Below are 20,016 nucleotides of genomic sequence, written 5' to 3'. Positions count from 1 at the left end.
TAACAAGACGACAAGAGGCGAAAAAGGGGGGGAGAGCATGGCGCGCACCAGGAACCCGTTCGGCGGGCGGGCGCTGTTGCTGATCTTGGCGGTGCTGATCGGCGGCGGTGCCTACGGTTTCCACGAATACCAGCACGGGCGGACTCTGGCCCAGGCCCGGAGTGACGCCCAGGCACTGTCCCGGCAATTCGCCGGCACCCTCGCTACCCTGCTCAACCGCGACCGTGAACAGCTCCAGCAACGCGGCGCGGACCCTTCCGTGCGTGAGCGCCTGGCCAGCGGCGAACTGGCACCCGGCCCCTGGAACGACGACGCCCGCCTGTGGCTGATTGCCGATCAAGGGACCGGCGAGGAAGAACTGTCCTTCGTCTTTCAGGACCTGCTGCGGCAGGTGCGCGAGAGCGGCGAACCGAGGATGTCGTCGCGGGGCGGCGAGCAACCGGCCGTGCTGCTGGCGCGTAATGCCCCCGGTGGCGCGTTGATTCTCGAGCGTCGCCTGACCCCCTGGCTCGATCAGAGCGCCCGGGATCTGCCACCAAGGGCCATGCTGACCCTGGAACAGGGCGGTCTGACCCTGATCCGATATGGTCAGGCCGACGCCGATGCCCCCCGGGCACAGGCCGCCGCCGGCCCTCTTTCCGTGGCGGTCACGGTACCGCCAGCCCCCCCTTTCTGGTCCACCTGGCTGATCCCCGGCGGCGCCGGCATCGCGGCGTTGCTACTGATAGCGGCCCTGGTTCCCGCCCTGCGGCGCCTCCGTGGCACGCCGGCCACCGAACCGGCGACACCCGGCGTCCGGCGTCCGGCGGCCAAACCCGCCGGGCCCTCCCCGGCCGCGCCGGCGGCACCGCCCTCCGCTCCGGAACCCGCCCCGGAGCCGGCCAGCCCGCCGCCGCCCACCGTACCGGCGGACCTGCTCCATGATGACCACCTCGGCGGCGCCACCCTGAAAACGGACACCTTGGCCCGGCTGGCCCGGGCTCTCGGTGGCGCCGCCGGCGAAGCCGGCCAGCACACCCTGTTCGCGGCCCGCTCCCCGGCCACCGGGGACGATCCCTACGCGGCGCTGCTGGACGGGCTCGCCGCCAGCGGCCGCCAGGTCATGGATCTTGGCGCCGTTCCCCGCCCGGTGCTCTACTACGCCACCGAGGTGCTGGAAAGCCAGACCGGGCTGTACCTGAGCGGCCAGCGCCTGGAAGTTCGCCTGCAGGGCGAGCGGCTCACCGGCGAGGCCCTGGCCGCCGCCGCCAGCCACGCCGGGCCCGCGCCCGAGGCGCCCGGCACCGTGGAGCAGCGGGAACTCACCGGGCGCTACCTGCGGGCCCTGGGCGATGACATTATTCTGGCCCGCCCGATGAAGGTGGCGGTATTCGCCAGCCCCGGCGCCACGGACCAGGTGGCGGCGGTGCTGCTGGAAGAACTGGGCTGCCGCGCGGTGCCCGTGGAGGGCCGATGGGACCCGACCGACCCGGCTACGCTGGCGCCCCTGGGCGACACCGTCACCGGCCAGAACCTGGACCTGGGCCTGGCCTTCGACGATGGCGGTGGGCGGCTGGCGGCGGTGGCCTCGGACGGCGCCGTGCTCGGCACCGACCGGCTGTTGATGCTGTTCGCCCGCGACCTGCTGAGCCGGAATCCGGGCAGTGACGTGCTGTTCGACGTAGAATGCAGCCCCGGGCTGGGCACCCTGATCCGCAAACAGAGCGGTCGGCCGGTGATGACCCCCGCCGGCGCGGCGGCCCTGCAGACGCGCTTGCGCGAAACCGGCGCTCCCCTGGCCGGCGACATGAGCGGGCATATATGCTTCGCCGATCGCTGGTTCGGGTTCGAGGACGGCCTGTACGCCGCCGCCCGGCTGCTGGAAATACTGTCCCTGCAAGCCGGGGACAGCGCGGCGGCGTTCGCCGCGCTCACCGATTGATTGAATGGCTGGAGACACACATGGACACCAAGAGCGCACAGGAAACCGCCCGCGTTCTGATCGAGGCGCTGCCGTATATTCAGCGCTTCTCCGGCACCACCGTGGTAATCAAGTACGGTGGCAATGCCATGGAAAACGACGAACTCAAGAACAGCTTCGCCCGCGACGTGGTGATGATGAAACAGGTCGGGATCAACCCGGTGATCGTGCACGGCGGCGGGCCGCAGATCGGCGACCTGCTTACCCGCCTGGGTAAGGAAAGCAAGTTCGTCCAGGGCATGCGCGTCACCGATCGCGAGACCATGGACGTGGTGCAGATGGTGCTCGGTGGTTTGGTGAACAAGGACATCGTCAACCTGATCCAGCACAACGGCGGCCAGGCGGTGGGCCTGACCGGCAAGGACGGACGCCTGATCAGGGCGCGCAAGATGGTGCTCAAGAACCTGGACACCAGCGACCCGGAACTGAACACCTCCGAGATCATCGATATCGGCCACGTGGGCGAGGTGCAGGGCATCGACACCAAGGTGCTGGACCTGCTCGGCGGCAGCGACTTCATCCCGGTGATCGCGCCCATCGGCGTGGACGATGACGGCGTCAGCTACAATATCAACGCCGACCTGGTGGCCGGCAAGGTGGCCGAGGTGCTGCGCGCCGAGAAGCTCATCCTGCTGACCAACGTGGCCGGCCTCAAGGACAAGGAAGGCCGGGTGCTGACCGGCCTCAGCGCCGAGCGGGTCGGCGAACTGATCCAGGACGGCACCATCCATGGCGGCATGTTGCCCAAGATCCGCTGCGCGCTGGAGGCGGTGGAGAACGGCGTGAAGACCTCGCACATCATCGATGGCCGGGTGGCCCATGCCGTGCTGCTGGAGATCCTGACCGACAAGGGCGTGGGGACGCTGATCAGCAAGCATTGAATTTGGACTGGTCGGGTCGCGGCTTCCGCCACGCCCCGACCCGGGGGAAAAGGGAACCACCGAATGACAGAACAGAAGCAGTCCAGAAAGGACCAGATCCTGCAGGCACTGGCGCACATGCTGGAGGCGGAGCCCGGGGGGCGCATCACCACCGCCGGCCTGGCCCGGGAGGTGGGCGTCTCGGAAGCCGCCCTGTACCGGCATTTTCCCAGCAAGGCGAAGATGTTCGAGGGGCTGATCGACTTCATTGAGGAGGCGATCTTCTCGCGCATCAACCGTATCACCGCCGAGGGCGATGCTCTTACCCAGGTGGAGCAGATTCTGACGCTGATTCTGGCCTTCACCGAGCGCAACCCGGGCATCACCCGGCTGCTCACCGGCGACGCCCTGACCGGCGAGAACGAGCGCCTGCGCAAGCGCATCCAGCAGTTCTACGACCGTGTCGAAAGCCAGCTCAAGCAGGTGGTACGGGACGCGGAATTCAAGGAAGGCAAGCGCACCCGGGCGACGCCCACTATCACCGCCAATTTACTGCTGGCGGTGGTGGAAGGGCGCATCGCCCAATTCGTACGGTCCGGGTTCAAGATCCACCCCGGCCAGGACTGGCCGGAGCAATGGGCGCTGCTGGCGCCCACCGTGTTCCGCGATTAACCCCCGCTTACCACTCCTCCCGTAGGAGCGGCTGAAGCCGCCCCTACAGGGGAACCATGATGGCGGGTCAGGGGGCGGAGGTTTCCAGTTGGCGCAGCCGCTCGATGATCGGCTCGTACTGCTTGCGTACCGTCTCGATGTCACGCTGGTAGGCTTCGATTTCGGCGTGAGTGTCTTCCATGCGGCGATTGTAACGGCGGATTGCTTCGCGGGTGCCTTCCGGCACCGCCCGCCCGGCCCGCTCGGCACGGGCCGCATCGCTGACCTCGGCGTCGCGCTTGTCCTCAAGCTGGCCAAGGGAACTGCGCGCATAGCTGATTTTCAGCTCCAGGGCATCCACCTGGCGTTCCCGGGCCCGCTCCGCGTCCTCCGGGCCGGCGTACAGGCGCTTGAGTTCCTCGTCCCGGGCGGCCCGCGCCTCGGCCTGGCGCCTGGCCTCCATTTCCTGGCGCCGACGCGCCTGCTCCTCCGGCGGTGCCGGGGCCACTTCCTTGATCACCTGACCCTTGTGGTCAAGCACCTGGTAACCGGAATGGATCGCCTCGCGGGTGAGCGTGGCGCTCAGCGCCAGATTGCCGTCCGGGGTGGTGTAACGGTACGTCACTTCCCCCGGGGCACTTTCGTTCCGGGCCGGCGCGGCCATCACCAGTACCGGCAACAACAGCAATCCCGCCCAGAGCCTTTTCACTCGTCGTCCACTCCGTATTGTTGCCGGTAAAGTTGCATGGCGGCGCGATCCGCCTCGCGCTCGGGCAGTTCCTCCAGCCAGGCGATGATGTCGGCCATGCTGACGATACTGCGTACCGGCACACCCAGGCTCCGTTCCACCTCCTGGATCGCGGACAGCGGCTTGCCCTCCGCCGACGGCGCCGCCTGGCCGCGCTCCTGACGGTCCACCGCCACGAACACCCCGGCGATGCTGGCCTCGGTTTTCTCGAACAGCGCCGCCACCTCGCGGATCGCGGTACCGGCGGTGATCACGTCGTCAATCACCAGGACCCGGCCCTGCAGGGGCGCGCCCACCAGCCAGCCGCCTTCGCCGTGGTCCTTGGCTTCCTTGCGGTTGAAGGCCCAGGGCAGGTCGCGGCCGTGGTGCTCGGCCAGGGCCACCGACACCGCCGCCACCAGCGGGATACCCTTGTAGGCCGGCCCGAACAGCATGTCGAATTCGATGCCGGACTGAACAATGGCGTCCGCGTAGTGACGGCCCAGCCGCGCCAGTGCCTCACCGGTATGGAAGGTGCCGGCGTTAAAGAAATAGGGGCTGATGCGCCCGGATTTGAGCGTGAATTCCCCGAACTTGAGCGCCTGGCGCTCCTCGGCGAAGCGCAAAAAGTGCTTTTTGTAGTTCTTCATGCGTCCCCCCGGGCTACCAGCCCAACACCGCCTGTTGTTCGCGAACGATTTCCCCGATGCCCTTCTCCGCCAGGCCCAGCAAGGTGTCGGACTGCTGGCGGGTGAACGGCTCGTCGCCTTCGGCGGTGCCCTGAATCTCCACGAAACCGCCATGTTGGGTCATTACCACGTTCATGTCCGTGTCGGCGTTCGAATCTTCGGCATAATCCAGGTCCAGCACCGGCTCGCCCTTGTACAGGCCCACGGACACCGATGCGATCAGGCCGTTGAGCGGGTCTTCCTTGATGCGCTTTCTCTCCAGCAGCTTGGTGAAAGCGTCCACCAGCGCCACGCAGGCCCCGGAAATGGCCGCCGTGCGAGTGCCGCCATCGGCCTGGAGCACGTCGCAATCCAGGTAGATGGTGTTCTCGCCCAGCTTCTTGAGATCCACCGCCGCCCGCAGCGAACGGCCGATCAGGCGCTGAATCTCCAGGGTGCGGCCCCCCTGCTTGCCGCGCGCGGCCTCGCGCCCGGAGCGGGTGTGGGTGGCGCGGGGCAGCATGCCGTATTCGGCGGTGATCCAACCCTGGCCCTTGCCCTTCAGGAAGCGCGGCACGCCATCCTCCACGGAGGCGGTGCACAGCACCTTGGTGTTACCGAAGGACACCAGCACCGAGCCTTCGGCGTGCATGGTGAAATCGCGCACGAAGGAAACCTCGCGCATCTGGTCGGACTGTCGGCCGGAAGGGCGCATGAAAACTCCTTGATGGGACGTTGAAGGCGCCCATTGTAACGAACCCCCGGCGCCAAGTGCGAGGCGCGCAGCGGTTCAGGACGGGTTCACCAGCCCCAGGTGAATGGCTTTCAGGGTCGCCTCGGCGCGGGTGTTTACCTGCAACTTGGCATAAACATCCTTCATGTAACCCGCCGCGGTATAGGGGGAAATGCCCAGCTTTTCCGCGGCATGCTTGACGCTCAGCCCCTTGGCGATAAGCGTCAGCATGTCGGTCTCGCGCCCCGTCAGGGTGGCTTCCTGCTCGCCGAAAACCGGGTGGAACCGCTCCAGCAGCCGCCGCGCGATGGACGACGAAAGTGGCGGTCGTCCGGCCAGGATACCGGCCAGCTGCTGGCGAAATTCCGATTCGGTGTCGTCCTTCAGAAGGTAGCCGTCGGCGCCGGCGCGCAGGGAGCCAAACAGGTGCTCGGCATCGTCGAAGATGGTGGTCACCACGCAGAGTCCGTCGCGGTGGGCTTCCTTGAAAGGGCGCACCAGATCCACGCCGCTGCCATCCGGCAGACCGAGATCGATCAGTGCCAGGTCATGGACGTTGGCGCCCATGCTCTCCCGTGCTTCCTTCAGGCTGGCGGCCCGGTCGATGTGTTCAGGGGCCAATAAACCGGACACCTGCTCATGCAGCCAATCGGCCACGTCCGGCAGATCCTCCACAATCAATACTCGCTTGATTGCTTTCATTGTCGCGCCCCTGAATATGGACAAACGCAAAGCTGTGACACACGTCACAGGAATCATATATTCTGCGACGATATCACAAAGGGAACAGGCATGTTTTCACTAAAAACACGCATCACCACCGGGCTTGTTCTCGTTGCTGTTTATGGCTTTCTGACCGTCGCCCTGGCATTAACATTGCCCGCCAGCGACATCACCTTTGGCACGCACGACGACCGCATCGACGCCGTCCTGCCCAACAACCGGGCGGTTACCGTGGCCGCCTTCAGCGATGGCGTCTCGACACAGCCGGCGGACCCCATCCTGCTGCTGGAAGAGCCCGACGTGGTCGCCACCTACGCCGATCTGAACCGCTTCTTCCTCGGCCACCAGCAACTGGCCGACTGGCTCGCCAACGGCACCCTGGTGCTCATTGATACGGACGGCGGCCGGCACCCGGTCAGCCCGGCGCGCCGCACGGTCACGCAGTTGCCCGGGCTTTTCTGGCTGCAGCTTCTTTGCGGCCTTTCCGGCATGGTGATCTGCCTGCTTGTCTGGGTGCCGGCGAAACGGGACGTGGCGATCCATTCGTTCGCCATCACCGGGCTGAGCTACGTGCTGTTTTCATCGGCGGCGGCGATTTACAGCACCCGGGATTTCTTCATGCCGGGCCCGTTGTTCTCCTGGCTGTCGGGCATCAACCATCTGGGCGCCTTGCTGTTCTCCGCTTCCCTCGGCGCCTTCCTGTGGAACTATCCGCGCAAGGCGCCTTCCCGCTGGGTCGCCACCGGGTTTTATCTGGCCTCCGCGCTGGCCATTGTGATCGACCAGTTGCAGCTCACCGACCGCCCCGCCGAGGGTTTCCATTCCTGGGTGCTCGGCATTTTTCTTATCGGGCTGCTCGGCGCCGCCTGGCAATGGCGCGGCACCAGAACACAACCCGGGCACCGCTCCGCGCTGCGCTGGGTGATCAGCTCGATCCTGGTTGGCACCGCGTTCTTCGCCGGCGGCATGATTCTCCCGGCCATGCTGCAGGTCGCGGAGCCGGCCTCCCAGGGACTGCTGTTCACCACCTTCCTGCTGATGTACCTGGGCATGGCCCTGGGGGTGGTGCGGCACCGGCTTTTCAATCTGGATCAGTGGTGGTTTTCACTATGGTCCTGGCTGCTCGGCGGCCTGTTCATCATGCTCACGGATCTGGTGCTCGCGCTGATCCTCAGCCTCTCCGCGCCGGTCACGCTGACGCTGTCCGTCGCCCTCATCGGCTGGCTGTATTTTCCGCTGCGCCAGTATCTCTGGCGAAAGCTGTTTCTCAGCAATCACCAGGAACTGGAAGAGTGGTTGTCCCAGGCCCTGCCGGCCATGCTCGAAGCACAGCGCCACACACAACCACGCTCCGGCGTGCAGGAAGCCCTGCAGGCGGTATTCCAGCCTCTTGCCCTGGAGAGCCTGCCACATACCACCTCCGCCATTGCCCTCTCCGATAAGGGCGAGACCCTGAAGGTCCCGGACCCCGCCGAGCCGCGCACCTGGCTGCTGCACCATGCCCGCCAGGGTGAAAGGGTGTTCAACCGCCACGACATGCGTACCGCCGGCCTGGTGCTGGCCCTGCATCAACTGGTGAACCAGGCCGACCGGGCCCACGCCACCGGCGCCCGGGAAGAGCGCCTTCGCATCCGAAGGGACATCCATGACGATCTGGGCGCCAAACTGCTTCAGCTCCTGCACCGTTCCACCGACACCACCAAACCCCTGGTCCGGGAAGCCATCCATGACTTGCGTGACCTGCTCAAGGACATGGAAGGGGAATCCCTTTCCCTCGAAGCCGCGATGCTGCAATGGCACGAGGAAACCGCGCAACGCTGCGAGGATCACGGCACCCGGCTGCAATGGCGGGCGCACCCCACCGGCACGGTGCTCGCCGCCAGCGAATTCAGCGAGTTGACCCGTATTCTTCGCGAGGCGGTGACCAACGCGCTCAAGCATGCCTCCACGAAACAACTTTCCGTGGTGCTCGACGGCGAGGCCGGCTCACTGACCATGGTGATCGAGAATGACGGCGCCATGCCCGCGCGGGAAAACCGGACCGGCCGGGGCCTGGATATCATGGCGAGCCGCGCCCGCAAGCTTGGCGGTCGCTTCCAGCATGAACACCAGGCCGACCGCTGGCGGGTGATCCTGGGCATCCCGCTGGCCGCCGGCGCGCCTACCCTGGAAGGCAGCCGCTGACCGGCGGCGCCGGTCATTGCTTTCGCGCCTCGCTCATCCCGAACAGTTCGCCGGCCATGCTAAGACGCCGCCCGCGAGACGTACCCCCCACGAACAGGGGGGCGAGCCCGCGCCACCCCGCCCGAGGTCAATGTCAGCCGCGCACCGAACCGGTACACTACGCCCTCACTCGTAATCGCAGCCCACGGGGACGCCCATGATCCGTAGCATGACCGCCTTCGCCCGCGCCGACCGTCGCCTCCAGGGAGCCGACCTGGCCTGGGAACTCCGCTCGGTGAACCACCGCTACCTGGAGCTCATGCCGCGCCTCCCCGACGCTCTGCGCGGCCTGGAAAACGCCCTCCGCGAACGCTGCCGGCAACGCCTGGGCCGGGGCAAGGTGGACATCACCCTCCGCTACCAGCCCGATGACACCGACGCCGAACTGGAACTCAACGAAGCCCTGGTCAAGCGCCTCTCCGAAGCCGCCCGCCGGGTCGGCGATCTGGTACTGCACGCCGGCCAGGTCAACCCGCTCGAGGTGCTGCAGTTCCCTGGCGTGCTCAGCGCCCGCCAGATCGACAGCGACGCCCTGGAAGCCGCCGCCCTGGAGTTGCTCGACGAAGCCCTGGACGCCCTCATCGCCACCCGCGACCGGGAAGGCGAACAGCTCGCCAAGCTGATCCAGGACCGCCTCGACCGGGTCGAGCAGGAAGTGGAGCGGGTGCGCAAGGCCCTGCCCGCGATCCGCGACGCCCTGCGCGAACGGCTCAAACAACGCGTTCAGGAAGCCACCGACAACCCGGACCCGGACCGCCTGGAACAGGAACTGGTACTCGCCGCCCAGAAAATGGACGTGGACGAAGAACTGGACCGGCTGGTGACCCACGTTGCCGAAGTACGCCGCGTGGTCCGCAAGGGCGGCCTGATCGGCCGCCGCCTGGATTTCCTGATGCAGGAACTGAACCGGGAAGCCAACACCCTGGCCTCAAAATCCGTGGACGCGGAGACCACCGCCGCCGCGGTGGAACTCAAGGTGCTGATCGAACAGATGCGCGAGCAGATTCAGAACATCGAATAAAGTCTCAGGGAATCCAGATAAGCTTTTAATCCGTTGTTTTAACTTAACTTTCTTACCATCTCCCTTCCCAGGTAGTCCAAAGAAATCCGCCAATGCCCACCATAAAAGGTGGGCAAAATGGTGGGCACCTTCGCTTTTCCCTGCTTAAATATCAACCAAATGGTGGGCAGCGCCCACAGCCCAGGACAAGGAGCGCCCATGGCCAAGCTCACCGCGACCCAGGTCGCCTCTCTCGCCAAACGCGACGCCAAGAAACACACCGACGGCGGCGGCCTCTACTTCTGCGTGCGCAACGCCGGCTCGCCCTATTGGATGCTGCGCTACAGCCACGCCGGTAAACGTCGGGAAGCCACCCTCGGTGCCTACCCGGCACTTTCACTCGCCGAGGCCAGGCTCCGCGCCGAAAACATGAAGAAAGACCTGCGCGAGGGTAGGGACCCCCTCGTCGAGAAGCAGAAACGCCAGACCCCCGACATTCAAACCACTCGTCAGCTCTTCGATGACTGGTACCAGAGCGACCTGACCAAGCGCCTCCAACACCCTCAGATCCCCAAGCGCATCTATACCAAGGAAATTGACCCCGTAATCGGCAACTACCCCATCAACGATGTGACCCCCAAGGACATTCGCCGGATCATCCAGCGCGTCGTAGAGAGCGGAAGGCCGACCATCGCCAACGACACCCTGATGTACCTCAAGCAGTTGTTTCGCCACGGCATGAAGCTGGGCCTCTGCAACACCAACCCAGCCGCTCCCTTCACCGCTACCGACGCGGGCGGCCTGGAACACAGCCGAGAGCGAGCGCTCACCCCAGAAGAAATTCAGCACGCCTTTGAAGTCTTCAGACAGAACATCAGCAGCTTCGGCCGAGACAACTACCTGGCATGCTGCCTCTTCCTGGTCCTCGGGGTACGAAAAAGCGAACTCTGCGAAGCCCTCTGGGAGGAATTCGATCTGGACGCCGCCGTCTGGGAGCTGCCCGCTCATCGCAGCAAAACCGGCACAGCGATCTCCATCCCCCTGCCCACCCAAGCGGTGGAATGGCTCGCCACACTAAAAGGTTTCGCCTGTGGCTCTGCCTATGTCTTCCCCGCGCGAAGGGCCAGCAAACGCCCGCACATGGGTCCGGACACCCTCAACCGCGCGATTTCGAAGCTGTTTGGACGGGAAACCGGCCGCAAGCGGCAGCCACCCAACAAGATGGGCGACCTGGAGCACTTCACCGTTCATGACCTGCGCCGCACCTTCCGCAGCCTCGCGGCTGCGGAAGGCGTGCCCAGTCACGTGGCAGAGCGGTGTCTGAATCACAAGCTGAAAGGGGTAGAGGGGATTTATGATAGACACGACTATTTTCTTCAGCGAAAAGACGCACATGAAAAAGTAGCCAATAAAGCATTATCATTTTTGGCGGGGAACTGACAAGTAGGTCTTTACACCAATCTTAGTCGGCACATATCAACTCAATGATCCGTCAAAAATGCACCCCGGTACAAATCAAAAGCTATAACGCACCAGTCAGGAGCGAATAAATGACGAAACTTTCTAACTAGCGGCTCGACAGAAAACCTTCTAAACGCAGCACCATCCACCACCTCCAAAAGCTTATGCACTTCAGCAGCAAATGACATAACCGTTGTATCCGCTGCCATCACCCCTCCATGCGTAAGATCCATAGCATTCCGGAGGGAGCCAAAATTCGCCATTAAGTTTATATCAGGACGGGAAGACATATTGTAGTCTTGGGAGAACACCGCCCATTTCTCAAAGAAGCCCTTTACTTTTCGTCCATTAAGAACGAAATAATGGACATCACGAAATCTTCGAAAATCCAAACTTCCACTAAGGAGAAGAGCAGCATCTACTAAGCACTCCAAAGCTCTAAAGTGGTAAACATATGCCACATTGTAGAAGCTCATGGCCTGATAAGACTCGGCAAGGACAAAAAAACTAGCAGCGTGCCAGCGCATCGCCTTCGAAACCTGCTCCGGTGAGGCAAACTCCAGGTCTGACACTCGCACCGTCGAAGAAATATCCGTCAGCTCTTGAAGCGTCCAAGACCACTCCCTCCAAGATGCACTAACCTCTAAGCCAGCAGAATCATTGACCCAGCCCTTCAGACCGCGCTGCAAGCGTTGCCATCGCGTCAAATTGCACATATCCCACAGCCCGTGCTTAGCACCGGTCAGGGCCTCGCCATGGGCTACCGCATCTCTTTGCCCCAGGCCCCTCAGAAGGCTTTCACAGCAAGCTTCAAGCTTGATAACGAAATTAACTAAAAGCTGAGTTTCTGTGAAGACGCTGACAGGACAAGCCTTTAGATAGCCAATATGATGGTAAGCATCCCTTACATTCTTATTGCTTGCTGCCTCCCTTAGAGCTGAAAGGCTATGGTGGACTCCGCTAAGCTCTCTACTTATCAGCCGCTCCTCATTCATATCCTCATCTAAAAAAACAATCTCTTCACCTTCGCCCTTCAGGATGTTTAGACTGATTAGCAACTCCGCCAAAGCTGCCCTATGGAAAGCCAGTCCGCCCCATAGACATCTATTCGCCGGAAAGTCAGCCTCCTCCGTAATGTCGATACAGTCCTGGCGCTCACCAACGAGGCAGATCCACAGGGAATCCCCATAAGTCTCCACAAGAAGGGTAATAGCCGCCGCTGCGTCCCCCGAGGAGTACCCATGCCTAAGCTGAGGCAAAACCACAGTCGCCATAAGGCTAGTCCTCTACATCCTCCTCAACTTTCTCCTCCGCTACAGGCTGGAAACCCAAGAGGTGGGCCAACTGCTTAAGAGAAAGATCGTAATCGTGCTTTATATGCTCACGAACGAGATCATCAAAGTCGGTAGGAATTTCAATTTCCGAATCTGCTTTTTTTCTTACTTTAGCATCCTGAAGGGCTTGCTGTGCCAGGGCGAGCTTCTCTCTTTCTGTCGCAGAAAGCTGAAGATCACTTTTGTAACTAACCACGAACGCCTTGCGTCGCGCAGAAAAAAGCGTATGTGCAAAATACGCCGCATCCGCCTGGCCTTTATTTGATAGATCATCTCTCAACGCGTCGACATTATCAGGCCCCGCCTCAGCCGACATTATGGCCACAACCTCCTCACAAACCTTGGCATTGCCGAGGAAGGCAGTAATTAACCGTTGTATCTGGTCCCTACCTTCTTTAGTGGGACGTATTTTTACTCCCGAGTATACAGACTCTTGCAGGTAATAGTGTTTATCATCATTTTCAAACGTGCCCATCTTGACTGACAGCGCCCTATCCAGAAGTCGGATAAATCCATCTGTAGCAGCATGGATAGATATTTGATAACGACGGCCAACAGAAATCATACCAAACCAAGCAGAAAGCATGCCCCGCTGGAAAACATTATTCCTAATTATCCTTGGATACGAGCCCGCCGCCTCCCTCTCCACATCGCTAATAAACGCCGCTTTGAGGCTTTCTGCGCTAGGGTTCTGATAGATAGGATTCGAATCCAGAAAATGATTTATTACAACTTTCGCGTGTTCTGCCTCAGGGCACCGCTCACCAGCCATATCTTCCAGCTTAGTTTTGAACAAACGCGAAAAAATTTCAAAATGCTTACGATATGGGTCCGAATGAAAAAATATCTTTATAAGATTAGGAACAAGATGCTTCCTTATACATTCGTCAAGATAAGGCTTGTTCTGATAACGAAAATCTCGCCAGGGGAACTCACTCGGCATAGGCAAAGGCTGGTCATTCTCATCTAAACCGAAATCTAACCGGTCCTCGATTTCGCCGAGATTAATCATATACGCCAAGAGTCTCCGGCCATCTCTATCGCTAAAGGCTGCTTTGAACGCCTCATCAATAACACCAAGACTCGTAATGGTATAGCTCTTAGAAATAGTCAAAGATTCTTTATGGTTTTTGGTGTTCCATTCCACTAGAGACAGCGCCTGTCGACCCAGGTCGTACTTTTTCATTATTTCGTCGCAGAATGCACGACATATCGGGCTAGAAAGCGTTTGATCTGACAGAAGAATAACGAAATGACCACTAACTCGCTCTACGGTTGAGTTAACGTCAACAAACAGATCTCTAAGGACCTTAGGAACAGACGGTATATGATCAGCAGCCTTGCTCTTTGTTGAAAGAGGAGAGTAAAGAATACAAACTGGTAGCAAGATACGCTCAATCTTGCCTCGACACGTTTTTTGAAGATGCTTCAGCGCAAACAGTCTATGCTGGCCATCGATGACAACCAGCTTGGCCCCCGCCGCTCCTTCAGAAGCAAGACTGAACTCAACTGTTAGCTTGCTAGGGTCAATTGACACCTCTCTCTTTTCACCATTGACCTCAAGTGCAAGCGGATATCCATCATCTAAGTCATAGTGTGTCACTTGAAACAAACGACCCCAGCGCCTTTTGTATATCTCGCCGTGACCATCTTCACCCACACTTTCTTCGCAATCGGGATAATACTGAGAAAGGCTTCCATCTTCTGTTACAGGGACGATGGCCGCTAAAAGAGGAGGCAAAAAGACAATGTCATCCTTTTTCGATCCGCCTTCCTTAGGACTGATATACTGACTAATCTCGGCCAACGCCCTCCCTTCATCTATATCGCGCTGCATTAACAAATCAAAGTTGAGTGCAGTCTGCGTGTCGCGCGCATAAGAAAGCAGAGATAACTCGTTGACGCCAAATGTCGTCAGCATATACTCAATTGGAACAGTAATATCAGTAGAGAAAAAGCCAAACTGGCCATCTTTAGTATGGCTCCACTCCGGCAGCTTGCCACCGCGACGACTCATAATTCCCCCTTTTAGGCCTGACTTAATACGGGTTTCGATAAGGAGAGGAGCAAATCCTCACACAGTTTAATATTTCGGTCGCTAACCAGCGCCGTCGGCAACTCTATGGCATGAAAAGTTACGTCGTTCCACGAAAGCCTTAGCTTGCGCAATCTGGCGCCAAAAGTACCTGGGACCGGTGATCTATAATTATGCCAATGCTGCTCATAGCGCATTCGGAGCGTCTGATCGCGAGTTACACCAACATAGATTGGAGGCAAAGCCAGGGAAACTCGCTCCAAGATATGAACCAATGCTTCGGGGTCACCAATCGCCGCCAAATCTTCACGTATAGCTGCCAAATTGAGCGATTGCACCTGCTCTGCTGACACGCTAAACCTGGTTGCAGGGTGAGTGCCTTTATCCTCAGACAAATTACCTTGCAGCACCCGACTAGAAAGTACTTCATCGGCTAGATTTAGCCTATCTAGCAACCGGGCCCTGAGGCGGGCCTGCCCATCAGCAGGTCTGAGATGGCTAGGGCCGATAAGACCCATCACCTCTGGGTTAGCCAAACAAAGACGGAAGCAGTAGAGGCCTGCGCTCTCAGGAATTTCGGGAGAACCATATAGCTTCATATCAGACGCCGACCAAGCTGTTGCGTGGACGTTTATTTTGTGTGATTATGACTTCCAATTCTTTTTAACTTCCAAAAGCTATGACCACTGACACAACTTTCGCATACACTTTCCCCGCAGCGAGAGGGGTTCAAAGTGGCCGCCCCTGCTATATAGCGATGTGTCCAATGCGGCTTGTCCCTAAAATCTTCAAGTTTAATGAGGAGGAAGTGCCCGCTGAGCTAAGGGCACAAAGGACGTTGAATAGGGCGCGAATACCCGAGATCAGCTCTTATCTCGTCGAAAATTTCGCAGACTATACCCTATCCGCTATCACCGCCTCTATAGATGGACAAGTAGCTTTTGAACCCACCGCTGATACCGGGCTCGGTCAGAACCTCGGCAATCTCTCTATACCGATGGATGCGCAAATATTGATCAATGATGGTCAGCACCGTCGAGCTGCGATTGAATATGCCATACAAGAGAAGCCCGAACTAGGGTACGACAATATTCCCGTACTTTTTTTCATCGACGAAGGTCTAGAGCGCAGCCAGCAGATGTTTGCTGACCTCAACAAGCATGCCGTAAGGCCGAGTGACTCGATCAGTACGTTATATGACAGACGCGATATCCTTTCGGAGCTTGCCCGCTCAATGGTGAAGAAAGTAGAGGTTTTCTCGCGGCTCACTGAGCTTGAAAAATCCAGCATCTCAAATCGGAGCACCAAGCTTTTCACGTTAAGCGCCATAAAGAATGCCACGAAAACGCTTCTAGCTAAGCGGAAAGGTGATCCGATTGAAGAAAGTGAAATGACGCTCGCTAGCAACTATTGGTCAATAGTCGCCCAAAATATGCCCGATTGGCAACAGGCATTGGCAAAGAAAGTTTCCACCTCTGAGCTCCGTGAGCAGTATATCCACGCACACGGAGTAATGTTGCAAGCCATGGGAAATGTTGGAGCAGAACTACTGGTTCGCCCACAAAAACAGTGGTCTCAAGTGCTGGAAGGCTTAAGCAGGATAGATTGGGCGCGAGCCAATTCTGATTGGGAAGGCCGTGCTATGCACCACGGAAGGATTAGTAAAGCGGTCTCTAGCGTTATACTTACGGGCAACTATATAAAGCTTGAGCTCGGCTTGCCTCTCTCAGCGTCAGAGCAGGAATATGAGGACGGCAGAAAATGACAGCAATGGAACAGTTTCTTTACCCTACACATCTCGAAATGCTGAAAGACCTCTCAATAAGCGGGAGACCGCTCGTTGACCTTGTGCATGAGATACAAAACATATACTTGGCGGATGATCGCCCTTGGATTATCGGTTTCAGCGGTGGCAAAGACTCTACCTGTGTACTTTCACTTATTTATAGTGCCATCGAGCAACTCCCTGAAGACAAACGCCACAAGCATATTTACGTTGTGTCCTCCGATACTCTTGTGGAGACTCCTGTAGTCGTGGACATGATCAAGGGCGTGTTAGGTTTGATTAACGAATCTGCAATAGACCAGAATCTACCTATTACTGCCCACTCGGTCACGCCCAAGACCTCCCAAACCTTTTGGGTGAATCTGATCGGCAGAGGCTACCCAGCTCCGAACCAAACGTTCCGATGGTGTACGGAGCGCATGAAAATAGACCCGGTCAGCGAATTTATCTTAGACACCGTTGCACAATTCGGCGAAGCAGTCGTTGTTCTGGGCTCTCGTAGCCAAGAGAGTAACTCTAGAGCCCAAGTAATCACAAAACATAAGATTGACGGCTCTGCACTAAGTCGACACTCATCGCTCCCCAATGCATACACTTATATGCCGATTGAGACCTGGTCTGCTGATGAAGTATGGGAATATCTTATGAGCTCACCCTGCCCTTGGGGAGGCTCTAACCGTAAGCTTTTTGAGCTCTACAAAGGTTCCAATCAAGGCGAATGTCCGCTGGTCATTGATAAAAGCACGCCCTCATGCGGGAACAGCCGCTTCGGTTGCTGGACGTGTACTGTAGTAACAGACGAAAAGGCTCTTCATGGCCTTATTCAATCAGGCGCTAATTGGATGCAACCTCTGCTCGATTTTCGCAACAAGCTTTATCAGTCGCGCCAACCAGAAAACTCGAACAAGTACCGAAATTATCGGCGGCGCACAGGTCGAGTAACATATAACACTGGCGACATCAGTGATGATTCCGTTTCCGAGGTCCGGCATGTACCAGGCCCGTACTGGTTAGAGGTTCGACGCGAATTTTTGAGAGAGTTGCTGATGATAGAAAAATCTATTAACCAGCAAGGGCAATCTATTGAGCTAATAACTCGCCCTGAGCTCCACCAGATTCGCCAACAGTGGCTGCGTGATCCCAATGAACCAGATTGGGAGGACTCTCTACCCGGGATCTACCGTGAAGTTTATGGTGAAGATTTAGAGTGGGTGGAGAATGACGCCGGCGCTTTCAGTAAAGTCGACGGATCTATACTTGAAGAGCTTGCAAATAAACACAATGTTCCTTCATCAATGGTAAGAAAAATGCTCGAGGCGGAGCTACAGGTTGCGGGACTGGGAAGGCGACGAGGCATATTGCAGCATATCGAGTCAATTTTACGCCAAGACTGGGAAGATCTTGAGGAAGTCAACGAGCGAAACCGTGGATTGCGCAAACTCGGCAAAAGTCATGTTGACGAGGTGAAAGAAGAGTTCGCGGAGTTTCTTAAGTAATGCTGATAAAAGAGCTTGTACTACGAAATTACAAGATTTACGAAGGCGAAAACCGATTCGATCTTTCTCCACGCAAGCGCTACGGAAAAGTACGACCCATAATTCTATTTGGCGGCATGAATGGTGCAGGCAAAACGAGCCTACTTTCCGCACTTCGCCTAGCTTTGTACGGCAGGTTTTCTTTGGGACAATCGCCGACCCAAAAGGAGTATGAAGATTTTTTAAAGAAAGCGATTTACAGATCAAAAATTACTGATCGCGCGGCTAATGAAGCTTCCGTTGAGCTTTGCTTCACCTACGCAAAGCTCGGCACAGAGAACCACTACCGCGTAATTCGAAGCTGGAAGTCTACCGGTAAATCGGTTAAAGAAAACGTTGAAATTTTTGAAGACTTCGAACATATAAAAGGACTTGGCTACGAACAAGCACAGAATTTTCTGAACGAACTTATCCCTATTGGCGTTTCAGATCTTTTCTTTTTTGATGGAGAAAAAATTAAAGAGTTGGCGGAAGACACCGGCGGCTCAGCTCTAGAGAATTCTATAAAAAAGCTTATGGGCTTGGATATCATAGAACGCCTTTCGGGTGATCTTACTGTATTGAATCGTAATATAACGAAGGCGTCCTCTCTGGGCCAGATCAATAGAGAAATAGACTCGCAGCAAAAATTGCTTGATCGACATAAAGCATCGATAGAACAATATAAAAGCGAAATTTCTGACCTTCTGGTAAAGCGCGCCGAATTAGCACAGAACCATAGGAATCTTCAGTCACGATTCGATGAGCGCGGCGGACACTTCTCTGCTTCAAGAAAGGATATAGAAAAAAAAATAGATGCGGAATCTAACCGAAAGTCTGAATTGGAAGCCGAAATCGTTACTCTATTATCCGACGCTCTGCCACTCTATCTCTCCGGCGGCTTCCGTCTACATGTTGCGGAAGTGATCCAGAAAAGCCTGGATGAAGTAAACCCTCTCACTAGCGACAAAGTTAGAAGGTCTCTAGAGGCGGAACTTTTGAGAAGGCTCGAAGTTAAGTTTGGAAAAAAAGAGCTAGAAGAAGTTAGCAGAGCTCTGTCAGAGCTATTTGTAATTTCTTCTGATCACCAGGCAGCACAAGTACATGATCTGACGCCACGCCAGGCGAGCGAGGTTATAGCTTCCTTTCAAAAGGCCATAGAGCAGTTCAATAGCGCTTCTTTCCTATTCGGCGAACTGGAGAAATGTGAAACATCTCTTGACGAGCTTGGATCTGCTCTCTCTCGCGCTCCCGATGATTCGCTGATCCGAGCAGATTTTGAGAAGCTTCAACTCGCCCAGTCCGAACTGTCTGCGTTAGAAATCAATATAGAAGCGCTGCGAAGTTCAGCAAAAAAAGAAGCGGAGTTGGCAGTTGAGTGCGCGCGAAAACTAGACAAGCTCTATGAAAAAGCTGCTCGCTCTAGCGACCAGGCTCGCGTACTTAACTATATAGGTTCAACTAATAATCTGATTGATGATTTTGTTCGTCAATCTTCCCTTTCAAAGATTGCTGATCTAGAAACTCAATTCTCCGACTGCTTCTCCCGGCTAGCTAGAAAGCATGACATGAATCTAAGTCTTAAGGTGAATCCTGAAACTTTCAAGTTCGGCCTTCTCAGCAAAGATGGTTCTGAGGTGGACAAAAGTGAGCTTTCTGCAGGCGAGAAGCAGATCTTTGCTATCTCGATCCTGGAAGCGCTAGCTAAGACATCCGGACGCCAGCTGCCCATGATAGTAGACACGCCTTTAGGCAGACTTGATTCTAATCATCGCCAAAAGCTAGTAGAGGAGTATTTCCCTCGAGCAAGCCATCAGATGATCATTTTATCTACAGATACCGAGGTTGATGAAGGTTTCTACAAAGCACTATCTCCAGAGATTTCTCGCGCTTTCAAGCTGGAGTATGATCCTCTATCTGGGTCCACCCAGGCTACTGAAGGTTATTTTTGGCAACAGCGAGGGTGATGTAGATATGCTGCCTACCAGGATACAACTCAGCAAGAAAACGTGGGACAAGCTTCAGTATCTTCAAACACAGACACGCTTGACGCCTAACGTTACCGCTCGACTAGCAATCAACATGGCGTTACGAGACACTCGTTCCGCGACAGTGAACACTTCGCAGCCCGATCAGGTACACACGATAAACCGTGACGTTCTGTTCGGCGAAAATGATAAGGCATATGAGGCTTTATTTCGCCAATTCTATAATGATTATGATATCAGTGCCGATATCCAATCAGTCATTCGTTCTCTCATCGAGAGCGGACTACACAAGCTCGGGCATTTGCGAAAGTTCTCTGATCTTCGATCTATATTTCTTGTCGATAGCTAGGGAC

At 57.2% G+C, this 20,016-nt stretch carries 17 protein-coding genes; 10 read left to right on the top strand and 7 right to left on the bottom strand.

The window, feature by feature from the left end:
• The first annotated feature begins 37 nt into the window (after positions 1-37).
• From JF515_RS16045 to slmA, 3 genes are all read left to right on the top strand, one after another.
• The gene (locus tag JF515_RS16045; RefSeq protein WP_203105477.1) at positions 38-1,921 is read left to right on the top strand and encodes a hypothetical protein; all 1,884 of its coding nucleotides are present in this window, start codon (positions 38-40) and stop codon (positions 1,919-1,921) included.
• 20 nt (positions 1,922-1,941) lie between these two features.
• The gene (argB, locus tag JF515_RS16040) at positions 1,942-2,841 is read left to right on the top strand and encodes an acetylglutamate kinase (RefSeq protein WP_203105476.1); all 900 of its coding nucleotides are present in this window, start codon (positions 1,942-1,944) and stop codon (positions 2,839-2,841) included.
• A gap of 63 nt (positions 2,842-2,904) precedes the next feature.
• Positions 2,905-3,492, top strand: coding sequence for a nucleoid occlusion factor SlmA (slmA, locus tag JF515_RS16035; RefSeq protein ID WP_203105475.1), 588 nt, complete (start codon positions 2,905-2,907; stop codon positions 3,490-3,492).
• Positions 3,493-3,559: 67 nt separating this feature from the next.
• Here the strand turns inward: slmA and JF515_RS16030 are convergent, their stop codons facing one another.
• The 4 genes from JF515_RS16030 to JF515_RS16015 form a co-directional block, all read right to left on the bottom strand.
• Entirely contained in the window at positions 3,560-4,180 is a 621-nt protein-coding gene (locus JF515_RS16030) for a hypothetical protein (RefSeq protein WP_338015238.1), read from the bottom strand.
• Entirely contained in the window at positions 4,177-4,848 is a 672-nt protein-coding gene (pyrE, locus tag JF515_RS16025; RefSeq protein WP_203105474.1) for an orotate phosphoribosyltransferase, read from the bottom strand. Before pyrE ends, JF515_RS16030 begins: the two co-directional genes overlap by 4 nt.
• A 13-nt stretch (positions 4,849-4,861) precedes the next feature.
• The gene (gene rph, locus JF515_RS16020; RefSeq protein ID WP_203105473.1) at positions 4,862-5,581 is read right to left on the bottom strand and encodes a ribonuclease PH; all 720 of its coding nucleotides are present in this window, start codon (positions 5,579-5,581) and stop codon (positions 4,862-4,864) included.
• Between the two features lie 75 nt (positions 5,582-5,656).
• The gene (locus JF515_RS16015; protein WP_203105472.1) at positions 5,657-6,301 is read right to left on the bottom strand and encodes a response regulator; all 645 of its coding nucleotides are present in this window, start codon (positions 6,299-6,301) and stop codon (positions 5,657-5,659) included.
• A 90-nt stretch (positions 6,302-6,391) separates the two neighbouring features.
• Between JF515_RS16015 and JF515_RS16010 the strand changes: the two genes are divergently transcribed.
• The 3 genes from JF515_RS16010 (at position 6,392) to JF515_RS16000 (ending at position 10,985) form a co-directional block, all read left to right on the top strand.
• The gene (locus JF515_RS16010; protein WP_203105471.1) at positions 6,392-8,506 is read left to right on the top strand and encodes a sensor histidine kinase; all 2,115 of its coding nucleotides are present in this window, start codon (positions 6,392-6,394) and stop codon (positions 8,504-8,506) included.
• A 196-nt stretch (positions 8,507-8,702) separates the two neighbouring features.
• The gene (locus JF515_RS16005) at positions 8,703-9,566 is read left to right on the top strand and encodes a YicC/YloC family endoribonuclease (RefSeq protein WP_203105470.1); all 864 of its coding nucleotides are present in this window, start codon (positions 8,703-8,705) and stop codon (positions 9,564-9,566) included.
• Positions 9,567-9,764: 198 nt separating this feature from the next.
• Positions 9,765-10,985: a tyrosine-type recombinase/integrase gene (locus tag JF515_RS16000; RefSeq protein ID WP_203105469.1), complete on the top strand. Its 1,221-nt coding sequence runs from the start codon at positions 9,765-9,767 to the stop codon at positions 10,983-10,985.
• 41 nt (positions 10,986-11,026) lie between these two features.
• On the opposite strand, the gene JF515_RS15995 is transcribed toward JF515_RS16000, so the two are convergent.
• Genes JF515_RS15995 through JF515_RS15985 form a run of 3 tightly spaced genes read right to left on the bottom strand, consistent with a single transcriptional unit; the run spans position 11,027 to position 14,974 of the window.
• Entirely contained in the window at positions 11,027-12,280 is a 1,254-nt protein-coding gene (locus tag JF515_RS15995) for a hypothetical protein (RefSeq protein ID WP_203105468.1), read from the bottom strand.
• Between the two features lie 4 nt (positions 12,281-12,284).
• Positions 12,285-14,357 carry a hypothetical protein gene (locus JF515_RS15990; protein ID WP_203105467.1) on the bottom strand — a complete coding sequence of 691 codons (2,073 nt, stop codon included), beginning with the start codon at positions 14,355-14,357 and terminating at the stop codon, positions 12,285-12,287.
• Positions 14,358-14,368: 11 nt separating this feature from the next.
• The gene (locus JF515_RS15985) at positions 14,369-14,974 is read right to left on the bottom strand and encodes a hypothetical protein (RefSeq protein ID WP_203105466.1); all 606 of its coding nucleotides are present in this window, start codon (positions 14,972-14,974) and stop codon (positions 14,369-14,371) included.
• Between the two features lie 80 nt (positions 14,975-15,054).
• Between JF515_RS15985 and dndB the strand changes: the two genes are divergently transcribed.
• The 4 genes from dndB to JF515_RS19745 are packed head-to-tail and all read left to right on the top strand — an operon-like array spanning position 15,055 to position 20,012.
• Complete coding sequence (dndB, locus tag JF515_RS15980; RefSeq protein ID WP_203105465.1) at positions 15,055-16,140, top strand: DNA sulfur modification protein DndB; 1,086 nt, start codon at positions 15,055-15,057, stop codon at positions 16,138-16,140.
• Entirely contained in the window at positions 16,137-17,657 is a 1,521-nt protein-coding gene (dndC, locus tag JF515_RS15975; protein WP_203105464.1) for a DNA phosphorothioation system sulfurtransferase DndC, read from the top strand. The genes dndB and dndC overlap by 4 nt, the downstream gene beginning before the upstream one ends.
• The gene (gene dndD / locus JF515_RS15970; RefSeq protein WP_203105463.1) at positions 17,657-19,642 is read left to right on the top strand and encodes a DNA sulfur modification protein DndD; all 1,986 of its coding nucleotides are present in this window, start codon (positions 17,657-17,659) and stop codon (positions 19,640-19,642) included. Before dndC ends, dndD begins: the two co-directional genes overlap by 1 nt.
• Positions 19,524-20,012, top strand: coding sequence for a DndE family protein (locus JF515_RS19745; RefSeq protein ID WP_425305607.1), 489 nt, complete (start codon positions 19,524-19,526; stop codon positions 20,010-20,012). The genes dndD and JF515_RS19745 overlap by 119 nt, the downstream gene beginning before the upstream one ends.
• Positions 20,013-20,016 lie beyond the last annotated feature (4 nt).

Origin of the sequence: Alloalcanivorax marinus, assembly GCF_016785095.1 — a bacterium.
Taxonomy (GTDB): Bacteria; Pseudomonadota; Gammaproteobacteria; order Pseudomonadales; family Alcanivoracaceae; genus Alloalcanivorax; species Alloalcanivorax marinus_A.
The sequence above is the reverse complement of the archived record's forward strand: the minus strand, read 5'-3'. Positions and strand labels throughout refer to the sequence as shown.

Excerpts from the sequence above, each read along its gene's own strand:
- JF515_RS16000 (WP_203105469.1), top strand. The coding sequence starts at position 9,765 with ATGGCCAAGCTCACCGCGACCCAGGTCGCCTCTCTCGCCAAACGCGAC.
- argB (WP_203105476.1), top strand. The coding sequence starts at position 1,942 with ATGGACACCAAGAGCGCACAGGAAACCGCCCGCGTTCTGATCGAGGCG.
- JF515_RS16010 (WP_203105471.1), top strand. The coding sequence starts at position 6,392 with ATGTTTTCACTAAAAACACGCATCACCACCGGGCTTGTTCTCGTTGCT.
- dndD (WP_203105463.1), top strand. The coding sequence starts at position 17,657 with ATGCTGATAAAAGAGCTTGTACTACGAAATTACAAGATTTACGAAGGC.
- pyrE (WP_203105474.1), bottom strand. The coding sequence starts at position 4,848 with ATGAAGAACTACAAAAAGCACTTTTTGCGCTTCGCCGAGGAGCGCCAG.
- JF515_RS15990 (WP_203105467.1), bottom strand. The coding sequence starts at position 14,357 with ATGAGTCGTCGCGGTGGCAAGCTGCCGGAGTGGAGCCATACTAAAGAT.
- JF515_RS16005 (WP_203105470.1), top strand. The coding sequence starts at position 8,703 with ATGATCCGTAGCATGACCGCCTTCGCCCGCGCCGACCGTCGCCTCCAG.
- rph (WP_203105473.1), bottom strand. The coding sequence starts at position 5,581 with ATGCGCCCTTCCGGCCGACAGTCCGACCAGATGCGCGAGGTTTCCTTC.
- dndC (WP_203105464.1), top strand. The coding sequence starts at position 16,137 with ATGACAGCAATGGAACAGTTTCTTTACCCTACACATCTCGAAATGCTG.
- JF515_RS15995 (WP_203105468.1), bottom strand. The coding sequence starts at position 12,280 with ATGGCGACTGTGGTTTTGCCTCAGCTTAGGCATGGGTACTCCTCGGGG.
- JF515_RS16045 (WP_203105477.1), top strand. The coding sequence starts at position 38 with ATGGCGCGCACCAGGAACCCGTTCGGCGGGCGGGCGCTGTTGCTGATC.
- JF515_RS16015 (WP_203105472.1), bottom strand. The coding sequence starts at position 6,301 with ATGAAAGCAATCAAGCGAGTATTGATTGTGGAGGATCTGCCGGACGTG.
- slmA (WP_203105475.1), top strand. The coding sequence starts at position 2,905 with ATGACAGAACAGAAGCAGTCCAGAAAGGACCAGATCCTGCAGGCACTG.
- JF515_RS15985 (WP_203105466.1), bottom strand. The coding sequence starts at position 14,974 with ATGAAGCTATATGGTTCTCCCGAAATTCCTGAGAGCGCAGGCCTCTAC.
- JF515_RS19745 (WP_425305607.1), top strand. The coding sequence starts at position 19,524 with ATGAAGGTTTCTACAAAGCACTATCTCCAGAGATTTCTCGCGCTTTCA.
- dndB (WP_203105465.1), top strand. The coding sequence starts at position 15,055 with ATGACCACTGACACAACTTTCGCATACACTTTCCCCGCAGCGAGAGGG.